This is a genomic window from Microvirgula curvata (assembly GCF_054781615.1).
Genome location: NZ_BAAGUB010000013.1, coordinates 141,103 through 164,687, shown reverse-complemented (window position 1 = coordinate 164,687; position 23,585 = coordinate 141,103). Strand labels below are relative to the sequence as shown.

The window sequence follows — 23,585 nt, the reverse complement described above, 5'->3', positions numbered from 1 at the left end:
ATCCATTGGCCACCAGATGTGGCTTGCACATAAAGTCGAGATTCAGTTCCTGCCCCTGTTGTTGATACATCAACGATGATTAGACGAATTGGTGACCCCGGATCTCCATAGCTAATTGATGTTGCACCACTGTTTCTTTGGGACACATCGATGAATTTACGGGGATAATTATCTTCAAAAGTTTCTCGAATACATGCGGCTACGGTACTTTGATTTTTGGTGCTTTTAAATTTTGCAACCGCGCCCTTCTCTCTCAGCACCCCCGAAGTGGCACAGGCTGTTAGTATAACTGCTACGCATAAAACAAATAATATCTTCATTAAAAAACCCAATTAATTTTCCCGAAAGCAGAGCAAAAAAGGCCAAACGTAGCGACAAATTCAGAATGCATTCAAACACTGCTCGGTAGATTTACGTGACAACCAATAGCTAGATTGCTGGCATTTTAATGGGGGACTTCTGACCAACAGCCGTCGCATACCTACTATTGACATTTGCATAAAGACTCTATCACAACAGATCCACAGCTTTCCACCCCGAACCCGCCCCCGATGGCGGGTTCGTCGTTTTCGACACCCCGCTGACACCCGGCACGCTCCCGGCGTGCGGCTGGGTGCCGGCTGAACATATGGAGGTCATTGCATGAACCGACCCGTCCTGCGCTACCACGGCGGCAAGTTCCGCCTGGCGCCGTGGATTCTTGAATTCTTCCCGCCTCATCAGATCTACGTCGAGCCGTTCGGCGGTGCCGCCGGTGTGCTGATCCAGAAGCCACGCAGCCATGGCGAGGTTTACAACGACCTCGACGGTGACATCGTCAACCTGTTCCGTGTACTGCGATCCCCGGAGCAACGCCAGTTGCTGCTGGAACAACTGGTGTTGACGCCCTACGCACGCGCCGAATTTGATCTGGCCTATGAGGACAGCACAGACCCGGTTGAGCGCGCACGTCGCACCTGCATCCGCGCCACGATGGGATTCGGGTCGGCCGGCGCCACGCGTGGCAAAACCGGATTTCGCCTCGATTGCCAGCGCAAATACGCCACAGCCCAGCAATTGTGGGCGAGTTACCCGGACGGGCTGAGCACCATCGGCTCGCGCCTGGCTGGCGTGCTGATTGAGAACCGGGATGCACTCGACTGCATGCGGGACCACGACACGCCAGACACCCTGCACTACGTTGATCCGCCTTATGTGCTCGACACCCGTTCCACTGGCGGAAACCGCTACTACCGGCACGAAATGACGAACGCCGATCACCAAACGCTGCTGGCCGGCATTCTCGATCTGACCGGGATGGTTGTCGTCAGCGGCTATGCCCACCCCATCTACGACGAGATGCTGGCCAGTTGGGAAACCCACAGCACCAGCTCGCGAATCTCTGCCGGTCGCGGCGGCGCCACGCGCACGGAAACCGTTTGGCTCAACCCCGCCTGCAGCCGAGCACTGCATGCGCAGGGACTTTTCGAGGAATGCACCACATGACCCAATGCCACGACTACGGTCACTACCACCAGGTAATCGCCCTCGATGAGGAACCTGCCGCGCCGCAGGACAGCAGAGGAAGCCAGACCATCATCAACACGCCGCCACATGGCACAGACGAAGAACCGTGCTGGTACTGCAGTGGAACCGGAGAGGACCAGCGGCGACCCTGCCCCTGCTGCCAGCACAACGAACGCCACGCCGCCCACCCGGGCGGCCTTGTTTTTAAGAAGGGACCGCAATGCGTCTGATCAGCATGAAAGAGGTCACGAAGAAGGTCGGCCTGAGCAATGTGACCATCTACAAACGGATGAAGGAAGGGGCTTTTCCACTTCCTCGCCGCGACCGCCGTCGTGTAGCATGGGTCGAGTCGGAGGTTGACCAGTGGATCGCAAGCATCCCGGTTGCGACCTACCCGAACAAGGGCCAAAAAAATCTTGATGGTACGAGTGATGGTATGCCGCGCTGCTAGCGCAATGAATTATTTTTAAAATCATTACACTACATCACACATTCGAATCTCACCGCCTCCGCCAGAGCACAGCGAAAAAGCCCTGATTTTTCAGGGCTTTTTTGTTTTCTCACCTTCTGATATGCCACGCAGCCTGCCATTTGCGCCTGGCTTCCATTAGAGCCTGCTGGACGAGGTTCATGCATGACGTATGCCTGGCATGCCTGCAGGGGGAAGGTCAAAACGTGGCCAGTAATGAAATTCCCTATTTTTTAAATTGAGTTTGAATCCAGAACAGACCAATACCGCTGCCACGGTTATCGGACACAGTTGCATTCAGTTGCCCAGCAGCTAAAAATTCCCCTGGGGTTTTGGTCGGAACGGCAGCATCAAGCCAGATCACCTCTGGTTTATCAATTCTCAATTCCTGGTAGGTGCCATTTTTATCCAGCCGCAATACGTGCTTCTGATAACCAAACAGAGATTTTCGCCCCCCGAACGCCAAAAGTGAATGGTTATTCGCATAAATGAAATTGGCACGACGGTTCTCATGGCCAACATCTAGCGGCCTAAAAGTGACCGGCTCAAGTTGCTTGTTAGCTGTTCTCAATGTATTTAGGGTTGAGTCACCGGGGCGACTTATCCAGAGTGACGCAGCGCTAGTGTCCAGGGCATGAACCCATCGCCATTGACCTGACCAAGTGCGCTGGGCAATCACTTTGCCCGTGGGCTCAATATGGGTCACTTCTGTTTGGTTCTCTGTCGGATAGATAGCCGTAATCATCAGACCACCATCATTAGTGACAGCTGCCTGCAGAAAAATATCAGCATCGTCAAGGTGATAGGGCACAAGCTTTTCCCACTGCTTATGGCCTTGTCTATCCATAAACAGGATCCAGTAATACGATGGACCTGTCCTCGATGCAGGCTGGCCCATGTTGACTTCCCCGACTACGGCGATGCCACCATTCCAGTCCACACAGCGGGCAAAAAACGATCTGAATGGGGCAGACAAGCTCTCTGGTGTCAGACGAAGCTCCGCAAGCACCTTTCCGGATGCATCGATATGCGTCAAGCCGGCAGGTTGTCGGAATTCTGTCCTGGTCGGGGGATAAATAGGTGCTCCGCAAAGCCAGACACTGCCGTTTTCGCCCGCGACTGCGCCAGAAATACGACCATAGGGACGGTCGATGCCATAGTCAGGCTCGACATAGCGCCACAGCTCGCGACCATCGGCATCCACCTTGCTGGCCCAGCCTCGCTGACTGCGCTGTCCGGCCAGTACGAAGCCCTGGTCGGGCATGGCCACGATCTCGTTGACCGTATACCCGGCGAACCCTCCCATCTTCGCGGTCTTCACGATGCGCATGCCATCATCTGCTGCGCATCCTGCTGCCAACAGCACTGGCAGGGTAGCGGCAAGGGCGCTCGCCACACGTTTCAGCTTCATGATCCAGGGGAGCACGGGGCATGCCCTTCTGCGCAATGGTGAAGACACCAGATTATGACAAACACGTACCCAATGTCAGCAAAAATTGATGCCCATGCGACCAATAACCCTTTGCTCCCTGGCCCAGCTGGCAGAGTGTTCTACCCCGGCTACTGGCAGTCTGCAGCCAACGGACCTGCACAATGCTGACGCATTGTCACGGCATGAATTTCAAAGACATGCGAATCAAGGGCACCACATGCCTGCTTTCGATCCGCCACCCGTGCCAGCCCCCCGCTCTCATTCGATTTTCAGGCGATGTGGCCTGCGTCGCCTTGCGTGACTGACACAAGCCTCTGCTTCAGTCATTACAGATTGGCAGGGATGCTGAACGCGCCGTCACCGTCGGTATTGTTTTCCTCGTAGGTAAGACTGCGGAATGTGCCGTTCGCGTTTATTTCAAAACCATCCCAGGCATCGCAAGTAATGGCGACGGTTCCATTCACCCACGCTGCGATGCCATCGCGAATGGCTATTGAAGAGAAGTCCCCGAAATTGCCAATGACATGCACACTCTGTGCCCCACAGGGGCCAAGCAATTGCTGCAGTCGATTCCTGGTGCAAGTGGCAACCCGTGCCCACACAGGGTCTTTTCTGGTCTTGACGGTTGCCCTGCTTTCGATGTGCGCAATAAACCATTTGCCATGATAGATTGCGACGCCGATGCACGGCGCCAGTCCGTTGGTGCCACAGACGGGGTCGGCCGCCATGAGATAACGACCTGGTTTGACAAGCAGTTGGGGCATTTTTCTGGTCCAGGTTCTCAGACAGGAATTCAAATGTCATTTAACGATAGCTCATCTGCCCACCAATTCAATATGACATTGACCTGTCTCGCCGCTGTCAGGCATGCTCCGCCGCAGACATCCCGTCCCACCTGAACGCTTGTCGTTGACCCGATGGAGAAAACATGATCGACCACACCGGTATCGTTTCCAGCGATTTCAAGACCAGCAAGGCGTTTTACACTGCCGCGCTGGCCACCATTGGCTATCGACTGCTTGTCGAGCTGCCCGCCGCGGTCACGGGTCACACTGACGTGGCAGGTTTCGGTGAACCGCCGAAGCCCGATTTCTGGATCAGCCAGGGGACGCCCAACACCCCGCCCGTTCACATTGCATTCCGTGCCCGTTCGCGAGCGGAAGTCGATGACTTTTACGCGGCAGCCGTTGCGGCGGGTGGGCGTGACAACGGGGCACCCGGCTTGCGCCCCCACTACCACCCGGACTATTACGGCGCATTCGTTCTTGATCCGGATGGCCACAATATCGAGGCCGTCTGTCACGACCCGATATAACACGGCCGGATTTTGTCGCAGCCGGAATGCAGCACGGGGGTTTTGAGGATGAACGGCCCTTCAGCGGATTCCGGCAAAAAAATCCGGTAGCGCAATTTGAGAGGAGATCGGCGCTACCGGTGCTGAGATCCCACGGTAGCGGGTGGAAAGCCCGGGCATCTGCCCCTCCGATGGGCGGTGGCGCTTTTGCCCGGCCTGACTTTGCACTTGTCATATCTATTTATGACAAAATCATTAATCGCATGAATCAGTTCACGCCATCCGTATAACTACGAATGGGCGCGACCTTGCCCTGCCGTTATGCTCCCGTTCTGGTAAAAGCCATCCATAAACGGGGAAGGTCATGAAAACCGAGACATCGACACCAAATTTCGCCTGCCCGACCTGCGGCACGAAAATGGAAATGACGATGAAACGCCTGCTCGAAGAAGGCATCACCTGCCCGGCCTGTTCGCAGCAGATTGCACTGCGGGAAGATATCAGCCCGCGCATCCTGGAGCGGCTGCGTGCTCATGTTGCCAGGATGGCGGCGAGGCAAGCAGGACAATCCCGACCGTGGCATCAAGATCAATAGCAGTTTGGCAGGCTGCCAATCCGGTACAGGCTGAAGCGCTTTTCCTGCAATTTGCTTGACAAGTCAGGGTAGTATTGCGTGATGAATTTTCTGGCTGCGTCAAAGTCATAATCGTAATTCAGGAACAGCGACTCTCCCTTCATGTTGGCATTGATATTTCCGCCATAGATTACTTCCCCTGCCTTCACTTCCAGCGAAGGCAGTCTCATGCCTGAACAGTACTTGAAATATTTGTTGCCCACATAACTGAAAACACTCGGTCCAAATCGCGTTCCTGCCGACGTGCTGCCAACCTTCATTACAATAAAGCCATTACTTGGCGGGCTGACATTGGTCGTGAAAAAGAACGCGCTCCCAACAATCGAATTCACTTTTCCATCAGAATAAGCCCATTTGCCCCAACGGCTGGGCAACGGGGAATTCATCCCCACCACCACAATCCCGGCATCTGAGAGATCTTCCAGTTTGACATGCTCACCCGGGCGCATGTTTGCCGACTGACAGCCAGAAACGAGCATTGAAATGCTGCCGAAAACGGCAGCAATATAATATTTTTTCATTTTCTACTTTTTAATATCCGCTTTGCATGGTATTGCATATGAATATGCATTTTAATCCTGCTCAATTGACCAATTGACTTGCCGTACAGCAGTCATGCCGGCCAGATTCTTCACCAAAGGCGCCACGCATTCCTCTACACTTGCTCATCCACCGATCACTGGGCCCACCGCAGATGCCCTCGACATTAGCCAGCGACCTGTTTACCCAGAATCGGATCGTCGAATCCGGCTCGAACCGCTATGCCCTGCCGCAGGCACAGTTGCAGGCACTGCGCACGGCAGCGATCGGCCCGATGCCGCGCCTGGCCGGGCTGGATGCGGGAAACCCGTTCATCTGGTTCGACAGCGCGGCACACCGCCTGGCCGGGTTGTACCGGTGCGCACCCTTTGCCGAAAATTTCACGGCCCAGATCCGCAATATCGCGCTGGCACTGGACAACTGGGTCACCCGGTCGACCGATGCCTGCCTGGCTGCGGCCATGCAGCTGCCGCTCAAGCCCTACACGGCAGCACGCGCCCTGCAGACCGCCACGGTACTGGCGGCGCTGCGCCCGCTGGTACCATGGGACGACCAGCAGCATCAGACGCTGCTGTGTGCCGCCCTGAGCATGAATGTGGCGATATGGGCCTTCCAGGATGCACTCGGCAGTCAGTCAGTACCGCTGAGCAGCGGACAGCAGCGGGAGCTGCACCTGCACCCGCTGCTGTCCAGCGCCTGGCTGTCGGAAATGGGGGTCGACGACGACGACTGGCATGCGCTGGTCCAGCAACAGCATGAACGGCCGGATGGCACCGGTTATCCGTTCCATCTGCGCGGCAACGAGGTCGAGCCGCTGGCGCACCAGTTGCAACTGGTGGACGAAGTGATGGCAAAGCTCAGTCCCCGCGGAGCACGGCGGGCCATGTCCACCGACCATGTGCTGCGCGAGCTGTTCTTCCAGTGCGACGATCCTGACGACGCGCGGCTGAACGCGGCGCTGATCAAGACGCTGGGGTTCTATCCGCCGGGGATGTTTGTCCGGCTGGCCAACAGGCAACTGGCCATCGTGGTGCGACGAAGCGAGCATATCTCGCATCCGTACGTTGCCTGGCTCGACCGGGACGGGTCATTTACCGAACGCAGCTGCCTGGAACCCGGCTACGAGGTGGCCGAAGTGGCCGAACTGCGCGCCAGGGACGACCGGTTTACCGATCTGGCCCGGGCGTGGGGGTATTAGGAGGCAACGAACCAAGAGCTTCGCACCTCCCTCCGCCTTACTGGTCGTGATCCCGCACTGGCGAAAATGCCGCCAGCTGTTCTGCATCCATCTCTGCGACTTCCCTTTCCATGGCCAGCCGCTGCTGCCTGACCAACGCCACGCGTGCAGTGATTGCCTGCCACAGCATCTGCAGCTCCGCGAGCGTCATGGGGACGGCCTGCCGGGCAGCAGTCACCCATACCCCGCCAGGCACAGCCCCGGCCAGCAGCACATCGCGCAAGTCCTGCAGCGCATCGGCCGTGGTCAGCCAGTGCTGCCCGGCATGATCGATGCCCGCATCGCGCTCCCTCTGTTCCCACACCGACAGCAGGGCTGAAGCACGGGCCTGCAAGGCTTCGATCGGCGGCAGGACAGGCCGGAGCGGATCATCGATCAATTGCCCACCGGCCAGCCGCAGATCGAATCGTCGCCGCCACTGATCCGCATCCAGCTCGAATGCCCCATCCGGCAGCGTGCCAACCGTGTCGTCATTATGGGCTTCTGCCACCCGGCCATTCAGATCAAAAAATGCGTATTGCATTACAGCTCCTTGATGATTTCAACCGACACATAAATTTCCGAACCACCATTGCCCACGGCCGTCCCCAACCCGGTACCTGCAAGTGTCAGCTCGGTGTAATGCCGCAATTCAAAGCTCCGGGGGCCAGGCAGCGTGATCCGCCCGAGCAAATGACTGATGGTGCTGATGGCATCGCCCGTGATGCTGCCCGTTGCATTGAGCCCCATCCCCTGAATGGCCAGCGCGCTGTCGGTCACGTTGTAGAACGAGGCCCGATGGCAGTTGACATTCCCTGCCTGCGCCCAGGCATTGATGCGATAGATCCCTGCCGGCAGCGTGATCTGGTTGTTGCTCAATCCCGCGCCAGGAATCGTGTTGGCAACCACGGTGTTCAGGGTGCGCGTCACCGTGGCGCCGCCGGTCGAGGCACCACCATCAGTGCCTTTCGCCTTTTCATCGCGAACCAGCAGGTAGCCGGCCCCCAGCACGTCCTGGCGCTCGGCCTTGCTCGCACGCAGCACCGCAACCTCGGTCGCCAGTTGTGCGGCATCGGCCGCACCGGGATTGACCGCCGCACCAAACAGTTTGATGACCCAGCAGCCGGTGACGTTGAGAGGGCGGGTTTCAGCTCCACCAGCCTCATATGTCCGAGATCCTCCCCCGAGCGCACCAGCACCACCAGCCTGATTCAACAGCCCGATCCGAGTGGTAACAGAGCCAGCCGCAGCATTGACCGGATGGTCATGAGCCCTAATCTCATCGGTCTGAATCACCCCGGCTATGCCGGCACTACTGGCTCCATCCCCCCGCAGAAACACCGCCCCGGGGCTCCCCGCCGACTTGCCGTTGTAATCCGGCAACCGGAACGTGCTCGCTCCATCCCCGGCCGTGTACTTGCCACGCTCGCTTGCGGCCGACAGCCATGCGGCTTCACTGGTGATGGGCACATTGCCGGCCGAGATGGCCGTCCACGCATCCGGGTACAGTCCGCGCGACAGCCACTGCCCGTCCGCCGGCGCATAACCGGCAGGGATGGTGGCGCGGTTCGGGCACCACAGCGGAAACAGAAGCGGCAGGCCACCGGACTGCTCGCCGGCTTTCGCAAAGTACGATGCCGGGTGACCATCCAGCGCAGCGCTGTCACGCGCCTTGCCATCCCGGCTCAGGAACAGGGCGGTCAGGGCTTGCAGCCACTGATCCTTCCGTGCCGGCTCCGGTTGCAGGCCGGCAGCAGCCAGCATGGCAACCGCTTCGGCCTGCAGGTCGAGGATGCTCGACTGCACGGCATTCAGGTGAGTGGCCGTCACGAGGGTGCCCGCTTCGCCGGTCGCGGGGTTACCGTCGTGAAACAGGCCGTCCGGGGTGTCGATCGTGGACATGGGGGGGTGCATGGTCATTCTCCTGTCAGTGAACAAGTGGTTCCGTGACAGAAGTCTGCTATTGCTCGTCCCTCGCAGCCATGGGCGGGATTTCAGTGGTTTTCCACTTCGGCGACGCAGGCGGCTGCAGTCATGGGCCGGGTGAACAGCCTGCCCGGCAGGCTTTCCGGCGACCGCCCGTCATGTCATCCAGATACGAAAAAGCATGAAAAAAACCCATGCACTATGCTGCAGAGGCGTGTCCGGCCTGCGGAGCCCCCCGGGCGGCACATCGATTCCAGTCCCAACTTGTTCTGTGGAAGGTGTCAGGCATGAAAATTTCGACCAAGTTGTACGGCATGGCCCTGGTCAGCCTGATCGGGCTGCTGGCCATGCTGTTTACGCTGAACACCCAGCTCGACGTGATCAAGGACAAGGTCGCCGACGTCACCGGGAACACCATCCCGTCGATCATCATGGTCGGCAAGGTCAAGGCCCTGTTCATCGAAGCACGCCGGCAGACGCTGATGCACGCGGCAGCGACGACGGCGGAGGAGAAGCGTGTCACCCAGACGGCAATGGAGGACGCGCTGGAGCAAACCCGGCAGGGGCTGGCCAATTACAAGACCGCGCTGATATCGAACGATGAAGACCGCCGCCTTGCCGCGGACACCATTGCTGCGGTCGACAAGTGGAAGGCGCTGGTCCCCGGCTTCCTGGCACTGTCCAATCTCAATACGCCGGAAGGCAATATCGAGGCGCAGAAATACGTCAGGGACGTCAATCTGCCGGCGTCGAACCTGGCCATCGAGCAAATGGACAAGATGGTCGCCTTCAATAACCGGCTCGGCGACGAAACCGGTTCCAGTGCCCTGAAAACCGCGGAGCGCACCAAGTGGATCCTGGTCGGGCTGGACCTGACCCTGCTGGTCATCGTCGGCGGCTCGAGCCTGTGGGTGCTGCTGAGTGTGCGCCGCTCGCTGACGCGGCTGGATCAGGGCATCGGCGGCATCACCAGCAACCGGAACCTGACACAGCGGGTCGATGAGGGAGGCCGGGACGAAATTGCCGTGATTGCCCGGCGCTTCAACCAGTTGCTGGAAATGCTGCAATCCAGCTTTGTCGAGCTGAAGCAGATCGGCGAAGCCGTCGGCGGCCATGCCACCGAAGTCTCGGAATCCTCGAAACAGATGTCGCTGGCGGTCGAGCAGGTCAGCGAATCGACCGCCAATATGTCGGCAGCCGTCGAACAGATGACGGTCAGCGTCAACCACGTGGCCGATCGTTCCGAGCAGGCCGACCAGAGTGGCCGGGCGGCCGGCGAGGAGGCCACGGCCGGCGCCGCCGTCATCAACGACACCATCGACATGATTCGCCGGACCTCGGACAGCGTAAAGCGCGCCGCAACCCAGGTCGAACAGCTGAAGGAAAAGACGTCGTCGATCGGCGCCGTGGTCGACGTGATCAAGGATATTGCCGACCAGACCAACCTGCTGGCGCTGAATGCCGCCATCGAGGCGGCGCGGGCCGGCGAAACCGGCCGTGGCTTCGCCGTGGTCGCCGACGAGGTGCGCAAGCTGGCCGAGCGCACCGCGCAATCGACACAGGAAATCACCGGCACCGTCTCGTCGATGCAGCAGGACGCCAGCCAGACCATGGTCTCGATGCAGGGCGTGGTCGAGCAGGTCGAAAGCGGCATGCAGTCGGCCGGTCAGGCCACGCAGGCCATGCAGCGCATTCTGGAACGCACGGGTGGAGCCGTTGACCAGATTGCCGACATCTCGCATGCCATGCGCGAGCAGTCGCGCGCCAGCACCAGCATCGCCCAGCAGATCGAACGCGTGGCGCAGATGGCGGAGCAGAGCCATTCCAGCTCGCAGAGCAACTCCGCCACAGCGGAGAGTCTGGATCTGCAGGCGCAGAAGATGCTGGGCACCATCGCCCGGTTCCAGGTGTGACCCCCTGTCCCGCAACGAGGCCGGCCCCGGACACTGCAGTGTCCGGGGCCGGCGGGAATTGGTGCAGGGCATTTCGGACTCAGCCCCGCGCAAGTCATCCGTTCAGTGGATGGGGGCATCATAGCCAGCGCTTGTGACAGCGCGGTTAAACGGGTAACGGCTCGCCCACCGACGCCGGCAGTCATTTCCTGCTCCACGATTTGATTATTGATGCAATAATCAACACAACGATCAGGAGTCCCACATGACACACCCCACGCACGGCGGCAAGCGCGACGGCGCCGGCCGCCCGGCCGGCAGCGGCCGCATCGATACGTCCGAACCGCTGACGCAGACCCGCATACCGGTGGCGGACAAGGAAGCGGTCATCGACTTCGTCATCCAGCGCCAGGCACGGCGTCTGGCCAGAACGCCTTCGCCGGCCGAACTGGCCCGGCGCTATCCCGGCACGGTCATGCTGCCGGCCGCCGATGCCCCGCGCATCGGCGTACCGCTGTTCGGCTCCGGCGTGCGCGCCGGTTTTCCGTCTCCGGCCGATGATTACGTCGATGTCGTGCTCGACCTGAACAGTTACATGGTCGACGACGCCCCGTCGACCTTCATGGTCCGCGCCAATGGCGACTCGATGACCGGTGCCCATATCTTCAACAACGACGTACTGGTGGTCGACAAGGGCCGCTCGCCCTCCAGCGGCGACATTGTTGTCGCGTCGGTCGAGGGCGAATTCACCGTCAAGCGCCTGCAGATGGACCGGGGCCGTCCGGTCCTCCGTGCCGAAAATCCCGCCTACCCCGACATCGTGCCGACCTATGACCAGGAAATGGTGATCTGGGGCGTCGTGACCGGGTCGCTGCGCAAGTTCTGAGCATGACCACTTTTGCGCTGGTCGACGGCAACACCTTCTACGCCAGCTGCGAGCGCGTGTTCCGGCCCGACCTGGCCGGACGGCCGATCGTGGTGCTGTCGAACAACGATGGCTGCGTGGTCGCCCGCTCGGCCGAGGCCCGCGCGCTGGGCATCAAGGGCTTCGTGCCGTATTTCGAGGTGGCCGGACTGTGCCGCCGGCATGGCGTCGAAGTGTTCTCCAGCAACTATGCACTCTATGGCGACATGAGCCGGCGCATGATGGCCATCCTCGCCGAACACGTGCCGGCGCAGGACGTGTACTCGATCGACGAATGCTTTCTCGACCTGAGCGGCCTCCCGGACCGGGATGTGCTGACCCGCCGCCTGCGCAGCGATGTCTGGCGCCGCATCGGCATTCCGACCTGCGTCGGCGTCGGTGCCAGCAAGACCCTGGCCAAGCTGGCCAACCATATTGCCAAGAGCCGGCCCGAATGGGACGGCGTATTCGATTGGGACTGGGCCGGCACCGCCGAGCGCGAACGACTGCTGGCCGGTATCGAAGCACGCCGGATCTGGGGCGTCGGCCGCCATCTCGGCACGCGACTGGCCGACATGGGCATCCACTCCGCGCTCGATCTGGCCCGCGCCGACCCGCACCGGATCAAGCGCGCGTTCAATGTCGTGGTCGAACGCATTGTCGCCGAACTTGGCGGCGTGTCCTGTCTGGACATGGAAGACGTGGCGCCGCCCCGGCAGCAGATCATCAGCAGCCGCTCGTTCGCCCGTCCGCTCAACGACTACACCGCCGTTCACGCCAGCGTGTCCCACCACGTGGCCCGCGCCGCCGAGAAATTGCGCCGGCAGGGCTCGGTGGCCGGGTCGATCGGCGTGTCGATCCGGAGCAGCCCGTTTCGTGACGCGCCCTGTCATGGCTGGCGCGTCATGCCGCTGATCTATCCGAGTGACGACACCCTGACCCTGGCCGATGCGGCGGCGCGCGCGCTGCGCACCATCTGGCGCGATGGACCGCTCTACCAGAAAGCCGGGGTGGTCCTGATGGACCTCGGCCCGCGCACGGTACAGCAGCAGGACCTGCTGCTCGCCCCGCCGGACCCGCGCCGCGCCCGGCTGATGGCGGCACTGGATGCCGTCAACCGCCAGTTCGGCCGCGACACGCTGCGGCTGGCCGCCGAACAGGCCAGCGAGCAGTGGCACATGCGCCAGCAGTGGCGCTCGCCACGCTATACGACACGCTGGGATGAGTTGCTGGTGGTGCGCTGACGGATGCTTACCCGCGTCGCCACCACGCGGCCCGCTGCGCCGGGTCGAGATAGGTCCACGCCACCAGCCGGCTCTGCTTCTGCCCCTGTGCCATGGTGATGGTGCGGCTGTCGTACACGCCGGCCTGCCTGAGAGCGCGATACACCGCGGGCAGGCTGGCCGAGCGGGAAATCAGACTGCTGAACCACAGGCAGTGCCCGGGGATATGCGCACTCTCGGCGATCATGCGGCCGACAAAGGCTTCCTCGCCGCCGGGATACCACAGCTCGGCCTGCTGCCCGCCGAAATTCAGCGTCGGCGCCCGCCCGCCCCGCGCGGCCTTGCCGAGGTTCTGCCATTTCCGCCGCGAACCGGCGCTGGCGTCGGCTTCGGAGGCATGGAATGGCGGATTGCACAGCGTCAGTCCGAATCGCTCACCGGCCTGCACGACATGCTCGAACATGGCATCGTCCGCCGGCTGGCGGCGCAGTGTGATCGCCTGCGCCAGCCCGGGATTGGCATCGATGATCGCCTGGGCACAGGTCAGCGCCCTCCGGTCGACATCCGTGCCGACAAAACGCCAGCCATACTCGGCATGGCCGATCAGCGGGTAGACGCAATTCGCTCCCACGCCGATATCCAGCGCACGCACCGCCGGTCCGCGCGGAATCTCCCCCCCGTTGTCGGTCGCCAGCAGATCAGCCAGACAGTGCAGGTAGTCGGCGCGGCCGGGGATGGGCGGACACAGGTAGCCGGGCGGGATATCCCAGTTGCCGATCCCGTAGACCTGCTTCAGCAAGGCACGATTCAGTGCCTTGACCGCAACCGGATCGGCAAAGTCGATCGACTCGTCGCCATGGGCATTGCGCGAGACAAAAGCCGCCAGTTCGGGACTGGACGCCACCAGCGCCGGGAAGTCATAACGGCCCTGGTGCCGGTTGCGCGGGTGCAGGCGGGCGACCGGGCTGGCCGGCGCGGCAGGGTGCGGCTTGGCGCGCATGAAAACTCCTAACGGGTAACGGGGGGGGCGGCGCGCCATGACTCGCGCGACAGCCGGTACAGGCAATGCTCGCGCAGCGGGCTGTCGGCAGGCACGGCCGGGTGGAGGAAGGTGTCGGCCGACGGTTCCATGCCAAGACGCGTCATGACCGCACGCGAGCGGGTGTTGCCAATGGCGGTAAACGCCACGATCCCGGTCAGGTCCAGATGTTCGAAGCCGACATGCAGCGCAGCGGTGGCGGCCTCGGTGGCCAGGCCCTGGCCCCAGAATGGCCGGGCCAGCCGCCAGCCAATTTCCACGCAGGGCGAAAACGGCAGGTCGGCAGCCGGGATATTCAGGCCGACAAAGCCGATAAAGCGCCCGCCGGCCCGCTCCTCCACGGCCCAGAATCCCCATCCGCGTTCGGCGATCAGTGTCTGGCAGCGATCGGCCATCGCATCGCTGGCCGCACGCACCAGCGGAGCGGGGAAACATTCCATCACCCGGGGGTCCGCATTCAGCGCGGCAAATGGCCCACGGTCGGTCGCTCGCCACTGACGCAGCTTCAGCCGCGCTGTTTCGGGTTCGATCAGGGCAACCATGTCCAGCCTCCTTTGTGTGACGACCGTCGGGCCAGTGCCGTCGGGGGCCGACATGCTACCCGTCGGCGGGCATCCTGTCGCTGCCATGGTCTAGGCTGACGCATGACAGCCCCTTCAGGAATGGCATGATGCCCCCCGCCAGCACCACCCCGCCACCGGCAACCGCCGATCACCCACCGGTCGACCACCTGCGTTTCCATCGCCCCCACGCGCATCTCGCTCCGACCTTCGGCAACGACCGTTTCGCCCTCCGGGCGGAAGCCTTCGCCCGCTTCTTCGGTACGCCAGTCTTTCTGTTCGGACAGACCCTGGTGGTTGCAATCTGGATCGGCATCAATGCCGCCGGTCTGACCCGTTTCGACGCCTACCCGTTCATTCTGCTGAACCTGGCATTCAGCCTGCAGGCCGCCTATGCCGCGCCGCTGATCCTGCTGGCGCAGACCCGGCAGGCGGCACGGGACAAGGCGCATGCCGAAGCCGATGCCCAGCACCGCGAGGCGCTGGCGGTAGCCAATGAACAGCGCCTGGCGATCGCCGCACAGAATGCAGCGCAGCTGATGGCCCTGCTGGAGCAGAACACCCGGTTGACCACTCTGACCAAGCAGCTGACAGAACGCATAGAGACACTGACGGTCGAGATGCATGCCGAGTTCATGCGCAAGGGCGACAAGCCGTAAGCGTGCCCTGCCCCCGCCGTGCCGGCAGTGTGTCATAGTATGCGCGCGGTTTCCGCCCCGTTCCGGGGCTCAGCCATCAAAGGAAAGGCGTCTGGCATGCCCGATACGCCATCACCCCTGCAGAATCACCTGCTGGCTGCCCTGCCAGCCGAAGTCCGCGAGCGCCTGTTCCCCTATCTCGAGCCGATGCCGATGCCGCTGGGCAAGGTGCTGTACGAATCCGGAGATACCCTGCGCCATGTGTATTTTCCGACCAATGCCATCGTGTCGCTGCTGTATGTAATGGAAAGTGGCGCGTCGGCCGAAATCTCGGTAGTCGGCAACGAAGGGCTGATCGGCGTGGCCGTATTCATGGGCGGCGAGAGCACGCCGAGCCGCGCCATCGTGCAGAGCGCCGGCCATGCGTTCCGGCTGCCGGGGCAGCGACTCAAGGACGAGTTCAACCGTCATGGTGAAATGCTGCTGCTGATGCTGCGCTATACCCAGTCGCTGATCACGCAGATGGCGCAGACGGCCGTGTGCAACCGCCATCATTCGATCGACCAGCAATTGTGCCGCTGGCTGCTGCTGTCACTTGACCGGCTGCAGGGCAATGAGCTGGTCATGACCCAGGAGCTGATCGCCAACATGCTTGGCGTCCGCCGCGAAGGCGTGACCGAGGCGGCCGGCAAGCTGCAGAAGCTTGGCCTGATCGAATACAGCCGCGGGCGGATCACGGTACTGGACCGGCCCGGCATCGAACAGCTGTGCTGTGAATGCTATGCCGTGGTCAAGAAGGAAACCGATCGCCTGCTGCCGTACGTGCCGGTACGTCCCGCGAACTGACTTCGCAGGCAAAATTTGACCCGGGTTATGCCCGGGTCGCCCGCCATTTGTCAGAACTCAGAAATGTCGGGGGTTATCAAGCCTGATCAGGCCTTGCACTTTTCCAGAAAACCCTTGACCTGCTTGTCTGCCTCGTCACGCGAGATCGCGTAACGTTCCTGCACCAGGCCCACCAGCTTCTGCTCGTGGCCGTCGGACTTCCGCAACTCGTCTTCGGTCAGCTTGTCCCAGGTCGTCCGGGCAGTGCCGACATGTTGCTCCCACTTGCTCTTGATATCGCCGGCATAGGGTTGGCTCATGTGGATTTGCGCTCCGGCGTTGCGGCAACATTACCGTCCTTGGCTGCAGCGTGCGGCGGGGAGCCGGCTTCCTTGACCGGAGCCGGTGCCGGCGTCGGGCTGACCGGCGTCACCGGGGTCGGGGCATGACCGTTTCCGGTTTGCGGGCTGGCGCTCTGGCCCGGCTTGGTGAAGGGCTGGGTGCCCGGCTTGTGGGCCGGGGCTGCGGTTTTGTCGATACCGTTGTTCGTGCTTTGATTGCTGGACTTTTCCATGATGGCCTCTGCGTGAATTCCGTCACCCGCGAAATTGCGAACTGCCGGTATGGACGAATATGAACATCCCGGAAGCAGGTGTCGGTGCGCCGGCGCGCTTATGCAAACCGGGTGAGGGTGCGCCCTGCCCCGGCGCCGGCGATGGGCTAGGCTGAAAGCCCAACCCTGCCCGGGAGAGCCCCATGGCAAGACAAGAGATGAACGAAGCCCTTGACTGCTGGAACGACGAGGGTGGCGCACAGTTCCTGGCACAGACCGCGGGCTACGACGCCGAGGGGCTGGCACAAAACGAACGCCGTCTTCTTGAATGCCTTGGTGTCGCCGTGGTCGGCCTATGGCGCGAACTGCCGACCGCCGTGCAGCGCGCACTGTTCCAGTATGCGGTCCGCGACCAGGCCAGCGATGCCGCCGAGCTCAAGGCGCAGATTGCCCGCTTCCTGCACGACCATGCCGGCCAGCAGACCCGCTCGCCGGGCTGATTGTTGAGCCGCAGGCGAGCGCCCTCCACGCACCGGGGCCATCGGGCAGACCGCAGCCCAAACCTGTCAGTTCAGGGAAGTGTCCCCCAGCACACTGACCTGATATCTGGCAGGGAGTGAAAATGGGCATGCTGTACGCACGCAGCAAGCTGCATCTCGTCGATGAGGCAACAGGCCGGCAGGGCGTCAGGGAAAGCCGGCTCGCCACTGGTCAGCAAACCGGTCACGTTCTCTCGCAGAAACAAGGGATTGCCCCCCTTGTTTCGCCCCGTCTCGCTATAACGAGACTGGGCCGTCGATTCAACCGGTGGGGGTGCCGGTTCTGCTGTCTGGTCCCGTCTGTCCATGACCGTGATCGTCAAGCAACAGCAGAAGGAGTCGATCGATGAGATTTGCACTGATCTGGCTGGCCGTAGCCGGCAGCCTGTCCGCAGGCGTGCAGGCCGAGCCGCCGAAAATCATGAATGACCGGGTGGTGGACGAGCACGGCATGACGCTGTACGTGTTCGACAAGGACTCGCCGGGAAAAAGCGCCTGCATGGACGCCTGTGCCAGCAAATGGCCGGCCGCCATGGTGGATTCGTACGACAAGGCCAGCGCCCCATGGAGCACCCTGACCCGTGATGCGGGCCAGAAGCAGTGGGCGTACAAGGGACGGCCGCTGTATCGCTGGTCGATGGACAAGAAGCCCGGCGACACGCTCGGCGACGGCATGTACGGCGTCTGGCACGCAGCCCGACCCTGAGCCCCGGCAAGACGGCACCGACGGCAGCCGTGGCGCCGGTGCCGGTGGTCCATGCTACGGCTCGATCACGACCTGGACCGTCGTGCTGCCGAAGTGGGAAATGCCGTATTCGATCGGGCAGCCCGACGCGTCTTCATAAACGGTCTCGACACACAGGATCGGCATCGAGACCGACTGGTTCAGTTGCCGTGCCACGTCCTTGTCCGGCAAACGGGCCGTCACCCGGCTGACACGGCGATGAAACTCGTCGACCCCGAAGCGGGCCAGCGCCAGATGCGTCTTGCCGGTCTCGCAATAGATTTCCGCAATGCCATGGAAGCGCGGCAGCGGAAAATACTGGACGCAGACACCGATGACCTTGTCGTCGACCACGTCCAGCGAGTCGACCCGGACCACACGGGTCCCGTCGGCCAGCGACAGCATCTCGACCACGGTGGCATCGGGTGCCATGTCGCAATAACCGGTGATCCGGCTGCGGCCGACCCGGCGCGCCTTGGCCACGCTGTGGGCAAAGCGGGTGCGACGGCCGACCTCGTAATCGATCATGTCTTCGCGCACGAAGGTGCCACGGCCATGCAGCACCTCGACCAGCCCGCGCTCGGCCAGTGCCCTGGTCGCCTGGCGAACGGTATGCCGGTTCACGCCGAAGCGCTCGGCCAGTCCGGTTTCATTGGCCAGTCGGCCGGTCAGCCGGCCGGCCAGAATCTCGGCCGCCAGCGTGGCTTCGATCTGGCGCCAGACTGGTGTGCCGGTGCGGCGGGTCACGGGAGCATCGGTCATCGGGTCACCGGTCAGAAGGGAAACAACGGCATCTTGGGCAGTGCTGGCCCGTTTGGCCAGCACCGGCGTGCCACTCATGGCCGTTCACCCCGGGCCAGCCGCACTTCGATCGCATCCAGAATCACCGGCAGGTCGGCAATGCTGTCGATCACATAGTGGGCGCCGGCGCGCGACAGCCGGTCGACGGCGAACAGGCGGTGGCGCTCCCGGTCATCGGTATCCAGTGCGGCCAGTTCGGCCCGGGTCAGGCCGACTTCGTTGCCTGACAGCGACAGCCCCACCGTCCACATGCCGGCAGACAGGCCTTCGGCAATGCCGGGTACGGTGTCGTCGACCTTGACGCAGGCAGCCAGCTCGGTCACGCCGAGTTCGATCACATTGGCCAGCGCCATCCACGGACCGGGACGCCCGCCCGGCCGCAGGTCGTCGGCTGCCACGGCATGATCGACGTGCACGCCCTGTGCGGCGGCGTGCGGCAGCAGCCGGTCCATCACCACGCGCGGGTAGCCGGAGCAGGAACCGATGCGGATGTGGCGTTCGCGCAATCCGTCCAGCACCGCCTGGGCACCGGGGATCGGGTCCGAGTACTCACCGACCCGCTCGATCTGCAGCGGCATGAACGCCGCGTACAGCGCATCAACGTCTTCCCGGCTCATGCAACGACCGAAACGTGCCCGCCAGCGCGCCTCGACGGCAGTCAGCCGGCCCAGTGCATGGATATGGTCCCACTTGGCCAGCCCCATCGGCACCCGCGCCTCGGCCAGCGTGATGTCGATGCCGAAGCCGGCAAAAGCGTCGATCAGCACCTGGGTCGGCGCAAAGGAACCAAAGTCGACCAGGGTACCGGCCCAGTCGAAGATGACGGCCTGGAGCGGACCGTGATACTGGCGGGTATAGCGATAGGCGTCGGGGGTGTGCGGCATGATCGTGTCCATGGAGGAAAAGGAAAGTCAGACGGCAAGACCGGTTTCGGCCAGTGCCCGGCCAATGGCATCGATGGCCATGTCGATCTCGGTGCGGCCAATGGCGCCGATGCAGCCAATGCGGAAGGTCTCGATCTTTGTCAGCTTGCCCGGATACAGCACCACGCCATGAGCCTTGACCCGCTGGTAGAAGGTGTCGAAATGCCAGTCCGGGCGGGCCGGGGCCTTGACGGTGACGATGATCGGCGCCTGGATGTCGGCGGGCAGGAATGACTGCAGGCCCAGCGCGTGCAGACCGTCGAGCAGCGCCGCGCAGTTGGCGCGGTAGCGGGCCAACCTGGCCGGACGTCCGCCCTCGGCATCGAACTGGTCCAGGGCGGCCAGCAGGGCGGCAACCACGTGGGTCGGCGGCGTAAAGCGCCACTGGCCGGTCCGCTGCAGGTAGCGCCACTGCGCATGCAGATCCAGCGACAGCGAGTGCGAATTGCCCTCCCCGGCCACCAGTGCATCGCGGCGCGCCAGCACGAAGCCCATGCCGGGCACGCCTTCCAGGCATTTGTTGCCGCTGGCGATCACCGCATCGAATGCCAGATTCGCCGCCGACAGTGGCAGCGCGCCCAGCGCGCTCATCGCATCGATGATCAGGCGGCGGCCGGCGCGGTCCACCACGTCAGCGATCGCATCCAGCGGATTGAGAATGCCGGTGCTGGTCTCGCAGTAGATCACGCCGACGTGGCTGATCGACGGATCGCGGGCCAGCACCTCGGCCAGCCGCTGCGGATCGACCGGTGCGGTTTCGCCAAAGTCCAGTGTCACCACGGCCCGGCCCATCACCTCGGCCAGCTGTGCCATGCGCTGGCCATAGGCGCCATTGGCCAGGACCAGCAGCTTGCCGTCACGCGGCAGCAGCGTGCCGATGGCGGCCTCGACCGCAAAAGAACCGGAGCCCTGCAGCGGAACGCAGACGATATCGTCGCCGCCGTCGACCAGCGCCTCCAGCCGGCGGCACAGATCGGCGGTCATGGCGTTGAAATCACTGTCCCACGAGCCACGGTCATGCAGCATCGCGGTGCGGGTTGCCAGGGAGGTGGTCAGCGGACCGGGGGTCAGCAGGATGGGATCACGCATGGATTCTGTCCGGTTGGAAGGGAGGAAGCGGCGGGCGCATCAGACGCCGCGCCAGGCCTGGGCACGGCGATCAAGCCAGCTGCCCAGGGCGTTGAGGATCAGGGTGCCGAGCAGCGAGCTGGCGACGATCAGTGTGGCCATGGCCGCCGCCGCTGCGGTATCACCGGCGTCGTCCATGTTCAGCACCGCGACCGAGGCCAGCACGGTGTCCGGCGTGTAGAGGAAAATCACGCAACTGACCGTGGTCATGCTCGACACGAACAGATAGCGGGCGACATCGAACAGGGCCGGCAGGCTGATCGGCAGCGTCACCCGCATGCAGCAGGTCCACCAGGGCCGTTTCAGGCTGCGGGCCACCGCCTCGATTTCCGGATCGATCTGCCGCAGCGCAGTGGCCATCGTCAGATGGGCGGTGGTGTAGCTGTGGACCACGGTCGCCGCGACCAGCAGCGTCATGCCGCCATACAGGGCATGCAGCGGATTGCCGGGATCGTTGAAGCAGAAAATGTAGCCAAGGCCCAGTACCAGCCCCGGCACGGCCATCGGCAGCAGCACCAGCCCGCGAATCAGTCCGGCCGCCAGCCGGGGCGCCAGCGTTTTGGCCATCAGGTAGGCAGTGCCGAACACCACCACCACACCGGACGCCGTGGTCAGCGTCGCCAGTTTCAGGCTGTTGGCAAACGCCAGCCAGCCCCCGCCATCGACCTGGTCAAAATCGAAGTGCGCCAGGGTGAGATCCAGGTTGTATGGCCACAACGTCATCAGCGACGCTGCCATCGCCACGCCGAGCAGGGCCAGCAGGAACACCGACACCACCGCGCAGAATCCCCACAGCAGGCTGTCCCGCCACGGATTGCGGCCCGGCCGGTAGGCCACCGAACGGCCACTCATGCCGCCACCGTGGCGGCGTGCCAGCCAGCGTTCGACGGCAAAGCTGAGCAGCGCCGGCAGCAGCAGCACCAGCCCTATCGCAGCCCCCTTGCCGAAATCCTGCTGGCCGATGACCTGCTTGTACGCTTCCAGTGCCAGCACATTGGTCTGGCCACCGATCACCTTCGGCACGCCGAAATCGGTCACCGCCAGGGTGAACACCACCATGCCGGCCGAGATCAGGCCGTAACGGGCATTCGGCAGCGTGACCGTCAGCAGGCGGCGCAGGCGGCTGGCGCCGAGGCTCTCGGCCGCCTCGTACAGCCGGGCATCGGCAACCGCCAGTGCGGTGACCAGAATCAGCAGCGCATGCGGGAAGGTGTAGAACACTTCACCGAGCACAATGCCCAGCGGCCCATAGATCGACATCCCGCCCAGCCAGTGCTTCAGCAGGCCCTGATTGCCGAACAGGTAGACCAGCGAGATCGCCGGCATCAGTGACGGCGCCAGCAGCGGCGCGCCGGCGATCAGCCGGAACAGTGCCCGCCCCCACAGCCGTGAACGGGTCAGCGCAAAGGCGAAGGTCAGTGCCAGCGGCAGCACGATGGCCACGGTGATCGCAGCCAGGTTGATGCTGTTGGCCGTGGCGGTACGCAGTCTCGGTTCGGCAGCCAGCACCAGCAGATTGCCCAGGCCGGCAAAGCTGCCGTCGCGGGCCTGCAGGGCCTTGACCAGGATGCTGGCCAGCGGCCAGGCCAGAAACACCAGCAGCGCAGCGGCCAGCAGCCAGGTCAGCACGGCGGCAAGCCATTCGTCGCCACTGCGCCGCAGCCGGATCGGGGCCAGGAGGGTCGCACTCATGCCGATGGCTCCGCAAACACCCGCAGGCGATCGGCCGGCAGAAACACCGGCACCCGCTGGCCGGGCACCAGCGCGGCAAAGCCGGCGTCATTGGGGCTGACATCGGCCAGCAGGCGAAGATCGCCGGCACCGCACAGCGACAGGCTGGCGCGTCGCAGCCCGCCCAGGAAATCGACCCGCTCGACCAGCGCCAGCAGGGTGTTGTCGCCGGACTGCCAGCTCGGTGCCACCCGCACATCCTCCGGGCGGCAGAATACGCTGGCCGGTCCGGTCGGCACGCTGCCGGCGGGCAGGCTGATCGCCATCGCGCCGGCGATCCGGCACACGCCCTGCGCGTCCACCTGCAGCGGCAGCCAGTTGGCATGGCCGACAAAGTCGGCAACAAAGCGACTGGCCGGCTCGCGGTAGATCTGCTCCGGCGTTCCGACCTGCTCGATGCGCCCGGCACGCATCACGGCAATGGTGTCGGCCAGCGCCAGCGCTTCTTCCTGGTCATGCGTGACCATCAGCGTAGTAACGCCGAGCTTCTGCTGCAGCAGGCGCAGCTCGCGCCGCAGGTGCTCGCGCACCTGGGCGTCGAGCGCCGACAGCGGCTCGTCGAGCAGCAGCAGGCTGGGCGAGGTGGCCAGCGCCCGGGCCAGCGCCACCCGCTGCTGCTGGCCGCCGGACAACTGCGCCGGATACTTGCGCCCGGCGCCCGGCAACCCGACCAGATCAAGCAGCTCCGATACCCGGCGGGCCTTTTCCATGCGGCCGGTGCGCAGCCCGTAAGCAATGTTGGCAGCGACATCCAGGTTCGGAAACAGTGCATAGGACTGGAACACGATGCCGTAGTCGCGCCGGCCGGCAGGCAGGTGGCCGATATCACGTCCGCCAAGACTCAGGCTGCCGGCATCGTGCTTTTCCAGACCGGCCAGAATGCGCAGCAGCGTGGTCTTGCCGCATCCTGACGGGCCGAGCAGGCAGACGAATTCGCCCTTGCGAATACCCAGATCGATGCCGTCAAGCGCGCGAAACGCACCAAACCGTTTGTGGATACCGGCAAAGCGCAGCCAGTCGTGTGCCGGCGGTGCGGGAGGCGGGAAAATCATGGAGGGATCCTTGTCACCGGCAAGCGGTCAGCGAAG

General features: G+C 63.0%; 25 protein-coding genes and 1 pseudogene. 12 read left to right on the top strand and 14 right to left on the bottom strand.

Features of this window, described 5'->3' with window-relative positions; genetic code table 11:
• Nucleotides 1–642: 642 nt before the first annotated feature.
• Together ACYVG8_RS07965 and ACYVG8_RS07960 are read left to right on the top strand one after the other, a co-directional pair.
• Nucleotides 643–1,485 carry a DNA adenine methylase gene (locus ACYVG8_RS07965; protein WP_460745332.1) on the top strand — a complete coding sequence of 281 codons (843 nt, stop codon included), beginning with the start codon at nucleotides 643–645 and terminating at the stop codon, nucleotides 1,483–1,485.
• A gap of 241 nt (nucleotides 1,486–1,726) precedes the next feature.
• On the top strand, nucleotides 1,727–1,957 hold the full coding sequence (locus ACYVG8_RS07960; RefSeq protein WP_460745331.1) for a helix-turn-helix transcriptional regulator: 231 nt from the start codon (nucleotides 1,727–1,729) through the stop codon (nucleotides 1,955–1,957).
• A gap of 244 nt (nucleotides 1,958–2,201) precedes the next feature.
• Here ACYVG8_RS07960 and ACYVG8_RS07955 read toward each other — a convergent pair whose 3' ends face one another.
• Both ACYVG8_RS07955 and ACYVG8_RS07950 read right to left on the bottom strand, forming a co-directional pair.
• Nucleotides 2,202–3,386, bottom strand: a complete 1,185-nt coding sequence (locus ACYVG8_RS07955; protein WP_460745330.1) for a hypothetical protein — start codon at nucleotides 3,384–3,386, stop codon at nucleotides 2,202–2,204.
• Nucleotides 3,387–3,733: 347 nt separating this feature from the next.
• Nucleotides 3,734–4,171, bottom strand: coding sequence for a hypothetical protein (locus tag ACYVG8_RS07950; protein WP_460745329.1), 438 nt, complete (start codon nucleotides 4,169–4,171; stop codon nucleotides 3,734–3,736).
• Between the two features lie 164 nt (nucleotides 4,172–4,335).
• Between ACYVG8_RS07950 and ACYVG8_RS07945 the strand changes: the two genes are divergently transcribed.
• Together ACYVG8_RS07945 and ACYVG8_RS07940 are read left to right on the top strand one after the other, a co-directional pair.
• Nucleotides 4,336–4,722 carry a VOC family protein gene (locus ACYVG8_RS07945; protein ID WP_028499175.1) on the top strand — a complete coding sequence of 129 codons (387 nt, stop codon included), beginning with the start codon at nucleotides 4,336–4,338 and terminating at the stop codon, nucleotides 4,720–4,722.
• Nucleotides 4,723–5,065: 343 nt separating this feature from the next.
• Nucleotides 5,066–5,296 (top strand): hypothetical protein, encoded by a 231-nt coding sequence (locus ACYVG8_RS07940; RefSeq protein WP_146745059.1) that lies wholly within the window; start codon nucleotides 5,066–5,068, stop codon nucleotides 5,294–5,296.
• On the opposite strand, the gene ACYVG8_RS07935 is transcribed toward ACYVG8_RS07940, so the two are convergent.
• Entirely contained in the window at nucleotides 5,290–5,856 is a 567-nt protein-coding gene (locus tag ACYVG8_RS07935; RefSeq protein WP_460745328.1) for a hypothetical protein, read from the bottom strand. The genes ACYVG8_RS07940 and ACYVG8_RS07935 overlap by 7 nt on opposite strands.
• A gap of 173 nt (nucleotides 5,857–6,029) precedes the next feature.
• Here ACYVG8_RS07935 and ACYVG8_RS07930 point away from each other — a divergent pair, with 173 nt between their 5' ends.
• Nucleotides 6,030–7,073, top strand: coding sequence for an HD-GYP domain-containing protein (locus ACYVG8_RS07930; protein ID WP_460745327.1), 1,044 nt, complete (start codon nucleotides 6,030–6,032; stop codon nucleotides 7,071–7,073).
• Nucleotides 7,074–7,110: 37 nt separating this feature from the next.
• Here ACYVG8_RS07930 and ACYVG8_RS07925 read toward each other — a convergent pair whose 3' ends face one another.
• Together ACYVG8_RS07925 and ACYVG8_RS07920 are read right to left on the bottom strand one after the other, a co-directional pair.
• Entirely contained in the window at nucleotides 7,111–7,635 is a 525-nt protein-coding gene (locus ACYVG8_RS07925; protein ID WP_460745326.1) for a DUF4376 domain-containing protein, read from the bottom strand.
• Nucleotides 7,635–8,993 carry a phage tail protein gene (locus ACYVG8_RS07920; RefSeq protein WP_460745325.1) on the bottom strand — a complete coding sequence of 453 codons (1,359 nt, stop codon included), beginning with the start codon at nucleotides 8,991–8,993 and terminating at the stop codon, nucleotides 7,635–7,637. Before ACYVG8_RS07920 ends, ACYVG8_RS07925 begins: the two co-directional genes overlap by 1 nt.
• 323 nt (nucleotides 8,994–9,316) lie before the next feature.
• Here ACYVG8_RS07920 and ACYVG8_RS07915 point away from each other — a divergent pair.
• From ACYVG8_RS07915 to ACYVG8_RS07905, 3 genes and pseudogenes are all read left to right on the top strand, one after another.
• Nucleotides 9,317–10,930, top strand: a pseudogene (locus ACYVG8_RS07915) (methyl-accepting chemotaxis protein); the annotation flags it as partial.
• Between the two features lie 244 nt (nucleotides 10,931–11,174).
• On the top strand, nucleotides 11,175–11,795 hold the full coding sequence (locus ACYVG8_RS07910) for a LexA family protein (protein ID WP_028499173.1): 621 nt from the start codon (nucleotides 11,175–11,177) through the stop codon (nucleotides 11,793–11,795).
• 2 nt (nucleotides 11,796–11,797) lie between these two features.
• Nucleotides 11,798–13,057: a Y-family DNA polymerase gene (locus ACYVG8_RS07905; RefSeq protein WP_107889845.1), complete on the top strand. Its 1,260-nt coding sequence runs from the start codon at nucleotides 11,798–11,800 to the stop codon at nucleotides 13,055–13,057.
• 7 nt (nucleotides 13,058–13,064) lie between these two features.
• On the opposite strand, the gene rlmF is transcribed toward ACYVG8_RS07905, so the two are convergent.
• Both rlmF and ACYVG8_RS07895 read right to left on the bottom strand, forming a co-directional pair.
• Complete coding sequence (rlmF, locus tag ACYVG8_RS07900; protein WP_028499171.1) at nucleotides 13,065–14,036, bottom strand: 23S rRNA (adenine(1618)-N(6))-methyltransferase RlmF; 972 nt, start codon at nucleotides 14,034–14,036, stop codon at nucleotides 13,065–13,067.
• Nucleotides 14,037–14,044: 8 nt separating this feature from the next.
• The gene (locus ACYVG8_RS07895) at nucleotides 14,045–14,617 is read right to left on the bottom strand and encodes a GNAT family N-acetyltransferase (protein ID WP_460745324.1); all 573 of its coding nucleotides are present in this window, start codon (nucleotides 14,615–14,617) and stop codon (nucleotides 14,045–14,047) included.
• A 125-nt stretch (nucleotides 14,618–14,742) separates the two neighbouring features.
• On the opposite strand from ACYVG8_RS07895, the gene ACYVG8_RS07890 reads away from it, so the two are divergent.
• Both ACYVG8_RS07890 and ACYVG8_RS07885 read left to right on the top strand, forming a co-directional pair.
• Nucleotides 14,743–15,294, top strand: coding sequence for a DUF1003 domain-containing protein (locus ACYVG8_RS07890; RefSeq protein WP_199489811.1), 552 nt, complete (start codon nucleotides 14,743–14,745; stop codon nucleotides 15,292–15,294).
• Nucleotides 15,295–15,390: 96 nt separating this feature from the next.
• Complete coding sequence (locus ACYVG8_RS07885; RefSeq protein WP_028499168.1) at nucleotides 15,391–16,119, top strand: Crp/Fnr family transcriptional regulator; 729 nt, start codon at nucleotides 15,391–15,393, stop codon at nucleotides 16,117–16,119.
• Nucleotides 16,120–16,205: 86 nt separating this feature from the next.
• Here the strand turns inward: ACYVG8_RS07885 and ACYVG8_RS07880 are convergent, their stop codons facing one another.
• Together ACYVG8_RS07880 and ACYVG8_RS07875 are read right to left on the bottom strand one after the other, a co-directional pair.
• Entirely contained in the window at nucleotides 16,206–16,418 is a 213-nt protein-coding gene (locus ACYVG8_RS07880) for a CsbD family protein (RefSeq protein ID WP_028499167.1), read from the bottom strand.
• Complete coding sequence (locus ACYVG8_RS07875) at nucleotides 16,415–16,672, bottom strand: hypothetical protein (protein ID WP_028499166.1); 258 nt, start codon at nucleotides 16,670–16,672, stop codon at nucleotides 16,415–16,417. Before ACYVG8_RS07875 ends, ACYVG8_RS07880 begins: the two co-directional genes overlap by 4 nt.
• A 182-nt stretch (nucleotides 16,673–16,854) precedes the next feature.
• Between ACYVG8_RS07875 and ACYVG8_RS07870 the strand changes: the two genes are divergently transcribed.
• Together ACYVG8_RS07870 and ACYVG8_RS07865 are read left to right on the top strand one after the other, a co-directional pair.
• The gene (locus ACYVG8_RS07870; RefSeq protein WP_156952517.1) at nucleotides 16,855–17,151 is read left to right on the top strand and encodes a hypothetical protein; all 297 of its coding nucleotides are present in this window, start codon (nucleotides 16,855–16,857) and stop codon (nucleotides 17,149–17,151) included.
• Nucleotides 17,152–17,536: 385 nt separating this feature from the next.
• Nucleotides 17,537–17,896 (top strand): COG4315 family predicted lipoprotein, encoded by a 360-nt coding sequence (locus ACYVG8_RS07865; RefSeq protein ID WP_107889844.1) that lies wholly within the window; start codon nucleotides 17,537–17,539, stop codon nucleotides 17,894–17,896.
• A 54-nt stretch (nucleotides 17,897–17,950) separates the two neighbouring features.
• Here the strand turns inward: ACYVG8_RS07865 and phnF are convergent, their stop codons facing one another.
• The 5 genes from phnF to ACYVG8_RS07840 are packed head-to-tail and all read right to left on the bottom strand — an operon-like array spanning nucleotide 17,951 to nucleotide 23,549.
• Complete coding sequence (phnF, locus tag ACYVG8_RS07860) at nucleotides 17,951–18,754, bottom strand: phosphonate metabolism transcriptional regulator PhnF (RefSeq protein WP_051528825.1); 804 nt, start codon at nucleotides 18,752–18,754, stop codon at nucleotides 17,951–17,953.
• Nucleotides 18,751–19,599 carry a phosphonoacetaldehyde hydrolase gene (gene phnX, locus ACYVG8_RS07855; protein ID WP_460745323.1) on the bottom strand — a complete coding sequence of 283 codons (849 nt, stop codon included), beginning with the start codon at nucleotides 19,597–19,599 and terminating at the stop codon, nucleotides 18,751–18,753. The genes phnF and phnX overlap by 4 nt, the downstream gene beginning before the upstream one ends.
• A 27-nt stretch (nucleotides 19,600–19,626) precedes the next feature.
• Nucleotides 19,627–20,727, bottom strand: coding sequence for a 2-aminoethylphosphonate--pyruvate transaminase (locus ACYVG8_RS07850; protein ID WP_460745322.1), 1,101 nt, complete (start codon nucleotides 20,725–20,727; stop codon nucleotides 19,627–19,629).
• Nucleotides 20,728–20,766: 39 nt separating this feature from the next.
• Nucleotides 20,767–22,458: a putative 2-aminoethylphosphonate ABC transporter permease subunit gene (locus ACYVG8_RS07845; RefSeq protein WP_460745321.1), complete on the bottom strand. Its 1,692-nt coding sequence runs from the start codon at nucleotides 22,456–22,458 to the stop codon at nucleotides 20,767–20,769.
• Complete coding sequence (locus ACYVG8_RS07840; RefSeq protein WP_460745320.1) at nucleotides 22,455–23,549, bottom strand: putative 2-aminoethylphosphonate ABC transporter ATP-binding protein; 1,095 nt, start codon at nucleotides 23,547–23,549, stop codon at nucleotides 22,455–22,457. Before ACYVG8_RS07840 ends, ACYVG8_RS07845 begins: the two co-directional genes overlap by 4 nt.
• Between the last annotated feature and the right edge of the window lie 36 nt (nucleotides 23,550–23,585).

Excerpts from the sequence above, each read along its gene's own strand:
- ACYVG8_RS07950 (WP_460745329.1), bottom strand. The coding sequence starts at position 4,171 with ATGCCCCAACTGCTTGTCAAACCAGGTCGTTATCTCATGGCGGCCGAC.
- ACYVG8_RS07880 (WP_028499167.1), bottom strand. The coding sequence starts at position 16,418 with ATGAGCCAACCCTATGCCGGCGATATCAAGAGCAAGTGGGAGCAACAT.
- ACYVG8_RS07905 (WP_107889845.1), top strand. The coding sequence starts at position 11,798 with ATGACCACTTTTGCGCTGGTCGACGGCAACACCTTCTACGCCAGCTGC.
- ACYVG8_RS07850 (WP_460745322.1), bottom strand. The coding sequence starts at position 20,727 with ATGCGTGATCCCATCCTGCTGACCCCCGGTCCGCTGACCACCTCCCTG.
- ACYVG8_RS07890 (WP_199489811.1), top strand. The coding sequence starts at position 14,743 with ATGATGCCCCCCGCCAGCACCACCCCGCCACCGGCAACCGCCGATCAC.
- ACYVG8_RS07910 (WP_028499173.1), top strand. The coding sequence starts at position 11,175 with ATGACACACCCCACGCACGGCGGCAAGCGCGACGGCGCCGGCCGCCCG.
- ACYVG8_RS07870 (WP_156952517.1), top strand. The coding sequence starts at position 16,855 with ATGGCAAGACAAGAGATGAACGAAGCCCTTGACTGCTGGAACGACGAG.
- ACYVG8_RS07935 (WP_460745328.1), bottom strand. The coding sequence starts at position 5,856 with ATGAAAAAATATTATATTGCTGCCGTTTTCGGCAGCATTTCAATGCTC.
- ACYVG8_RS07925 (WP_460745326.1), bottom strand. The coding sequence starts at position 7,635 with ATGCAATACGCATTTTTTGATCTGAATGGCCGGGTGGCAGAAGCCCAT.
- ACYVG8_RS07885 (WP_028499168.1), top strand. The coding sequence starts at position 15,391 with ATGCCCGATACGCCATCACCCCTGCAGAATCACCTGCTGGCTGCCCTG.
- ACYVG8_RS07845 (WP_460745321.1), bottom strand. The coding sequence starts at position 22,458 with ATGAGTGCGACCCTCCTGGCCCCGATCCGGCTGCGGCGCAGTGGCGAC.
- ACYVG8_RS07930 (WP_460745327.1), top strand. The coding sequence starts at position 6,030 with ATGCCCTCGACATTAGCCAGCGACCTGTTTACCCAGAATCGGATCGTC.
- phnX (WP_460745323.1), bottom strand. The coding sequence starts at position 19,599 with ATGCCGCACACCCCCGACGCCTATCGCTATACCCGCCAGTATCACGGT.
- ACYVG8_RS07865 (WP_107889844.1), top strand. The coding sequence starts at position 17,537 with ATGAGATTTGCACTGATCTGGCTGGCCGTAGCCGGCAGCCTGTCCGCA.
- ACYVG8_RS07945 (WP_028499175.1), top strand. The coding sequence starts at position 4,336 with ATGATCGACCACACCGGTATCGTTTCCAGCGATTTCAAGACCAGCAAG.
- ACYVG8_RS07940 (WP_146745059.1), top strand. The coding sequence starts at position 5,066 with ATGAAAACCGAGACATCGACACCAAATTTCGCCTGCCCGACCTGCGGC.
- ACYVG8_RS07960 (WP_460745331.1), top strand. The coding sequence starts at position 1,727 with ATGCGTCTGATCAGCATGAAAGAGGTCACGAAGAAGGTCGGCCTGAGC.
- rlmF (WP_028499171.1), bottom strand. The coding sequence starts at position 14,036 with ATGCGCGCCAAGCCGCACCCTGCCGCGCCGGCCAGCCCGGTCGCCCGC.
- ACYVG8_RS07920 (WP_460745325.1), bottom strand. The coding sequence starts at position 8,993 with ATGTCCACGATCGACACCCCGGACGGCCTGTTTCACGACGGTAACCCC.
- ACYVG8_RS07955 (WP_460745330.1), bottom strand. The coding sequence starts at position 3,386 with ATGAAGCTGAAACGTGTGGCGAGCGCCCTTGCCGCTACCCTGCCAGTG.
- ACYVG8_RS07965 (WP_460745332.1), top strand. The coding sequence starts at position 643 with ATGAACCGACCCGTCCTGCGCTACCACGGCGGCAAGTTCCGCCTGGCG.
- phnF (WP_051528825.1), bottom strand. The coding sequence starts at position 18,754 with ATGAGTGGCACGCCGGTGCTGGCCAAACGGGCCAGCACTGCCCAAGAT.
- ACYVG8_RS07895 (WP_460745324.1), bottom strand. The coding sequence starts at position 14,617 with ATGGTTGCCCTGATCGAACCCGAAACAGCGCGGCTGAAGCTGCGTCAG.
- ACYVG8_RS07875 (WP_028499166.1), bottom strand. The coding sequence starts at position 16,672 with ATGGAAAAGTCCAGCAATCAAAGCACGAACAACGGTATCGACAAAACC.
- ACYVG8_RS07840 (WP_460745320.1), bottom strand. The coding sequence starts at position 23,549 with ATGATTTTCCCGCCTCCCGCACCGCCGGCACACGACTGGCTGCGCTTT.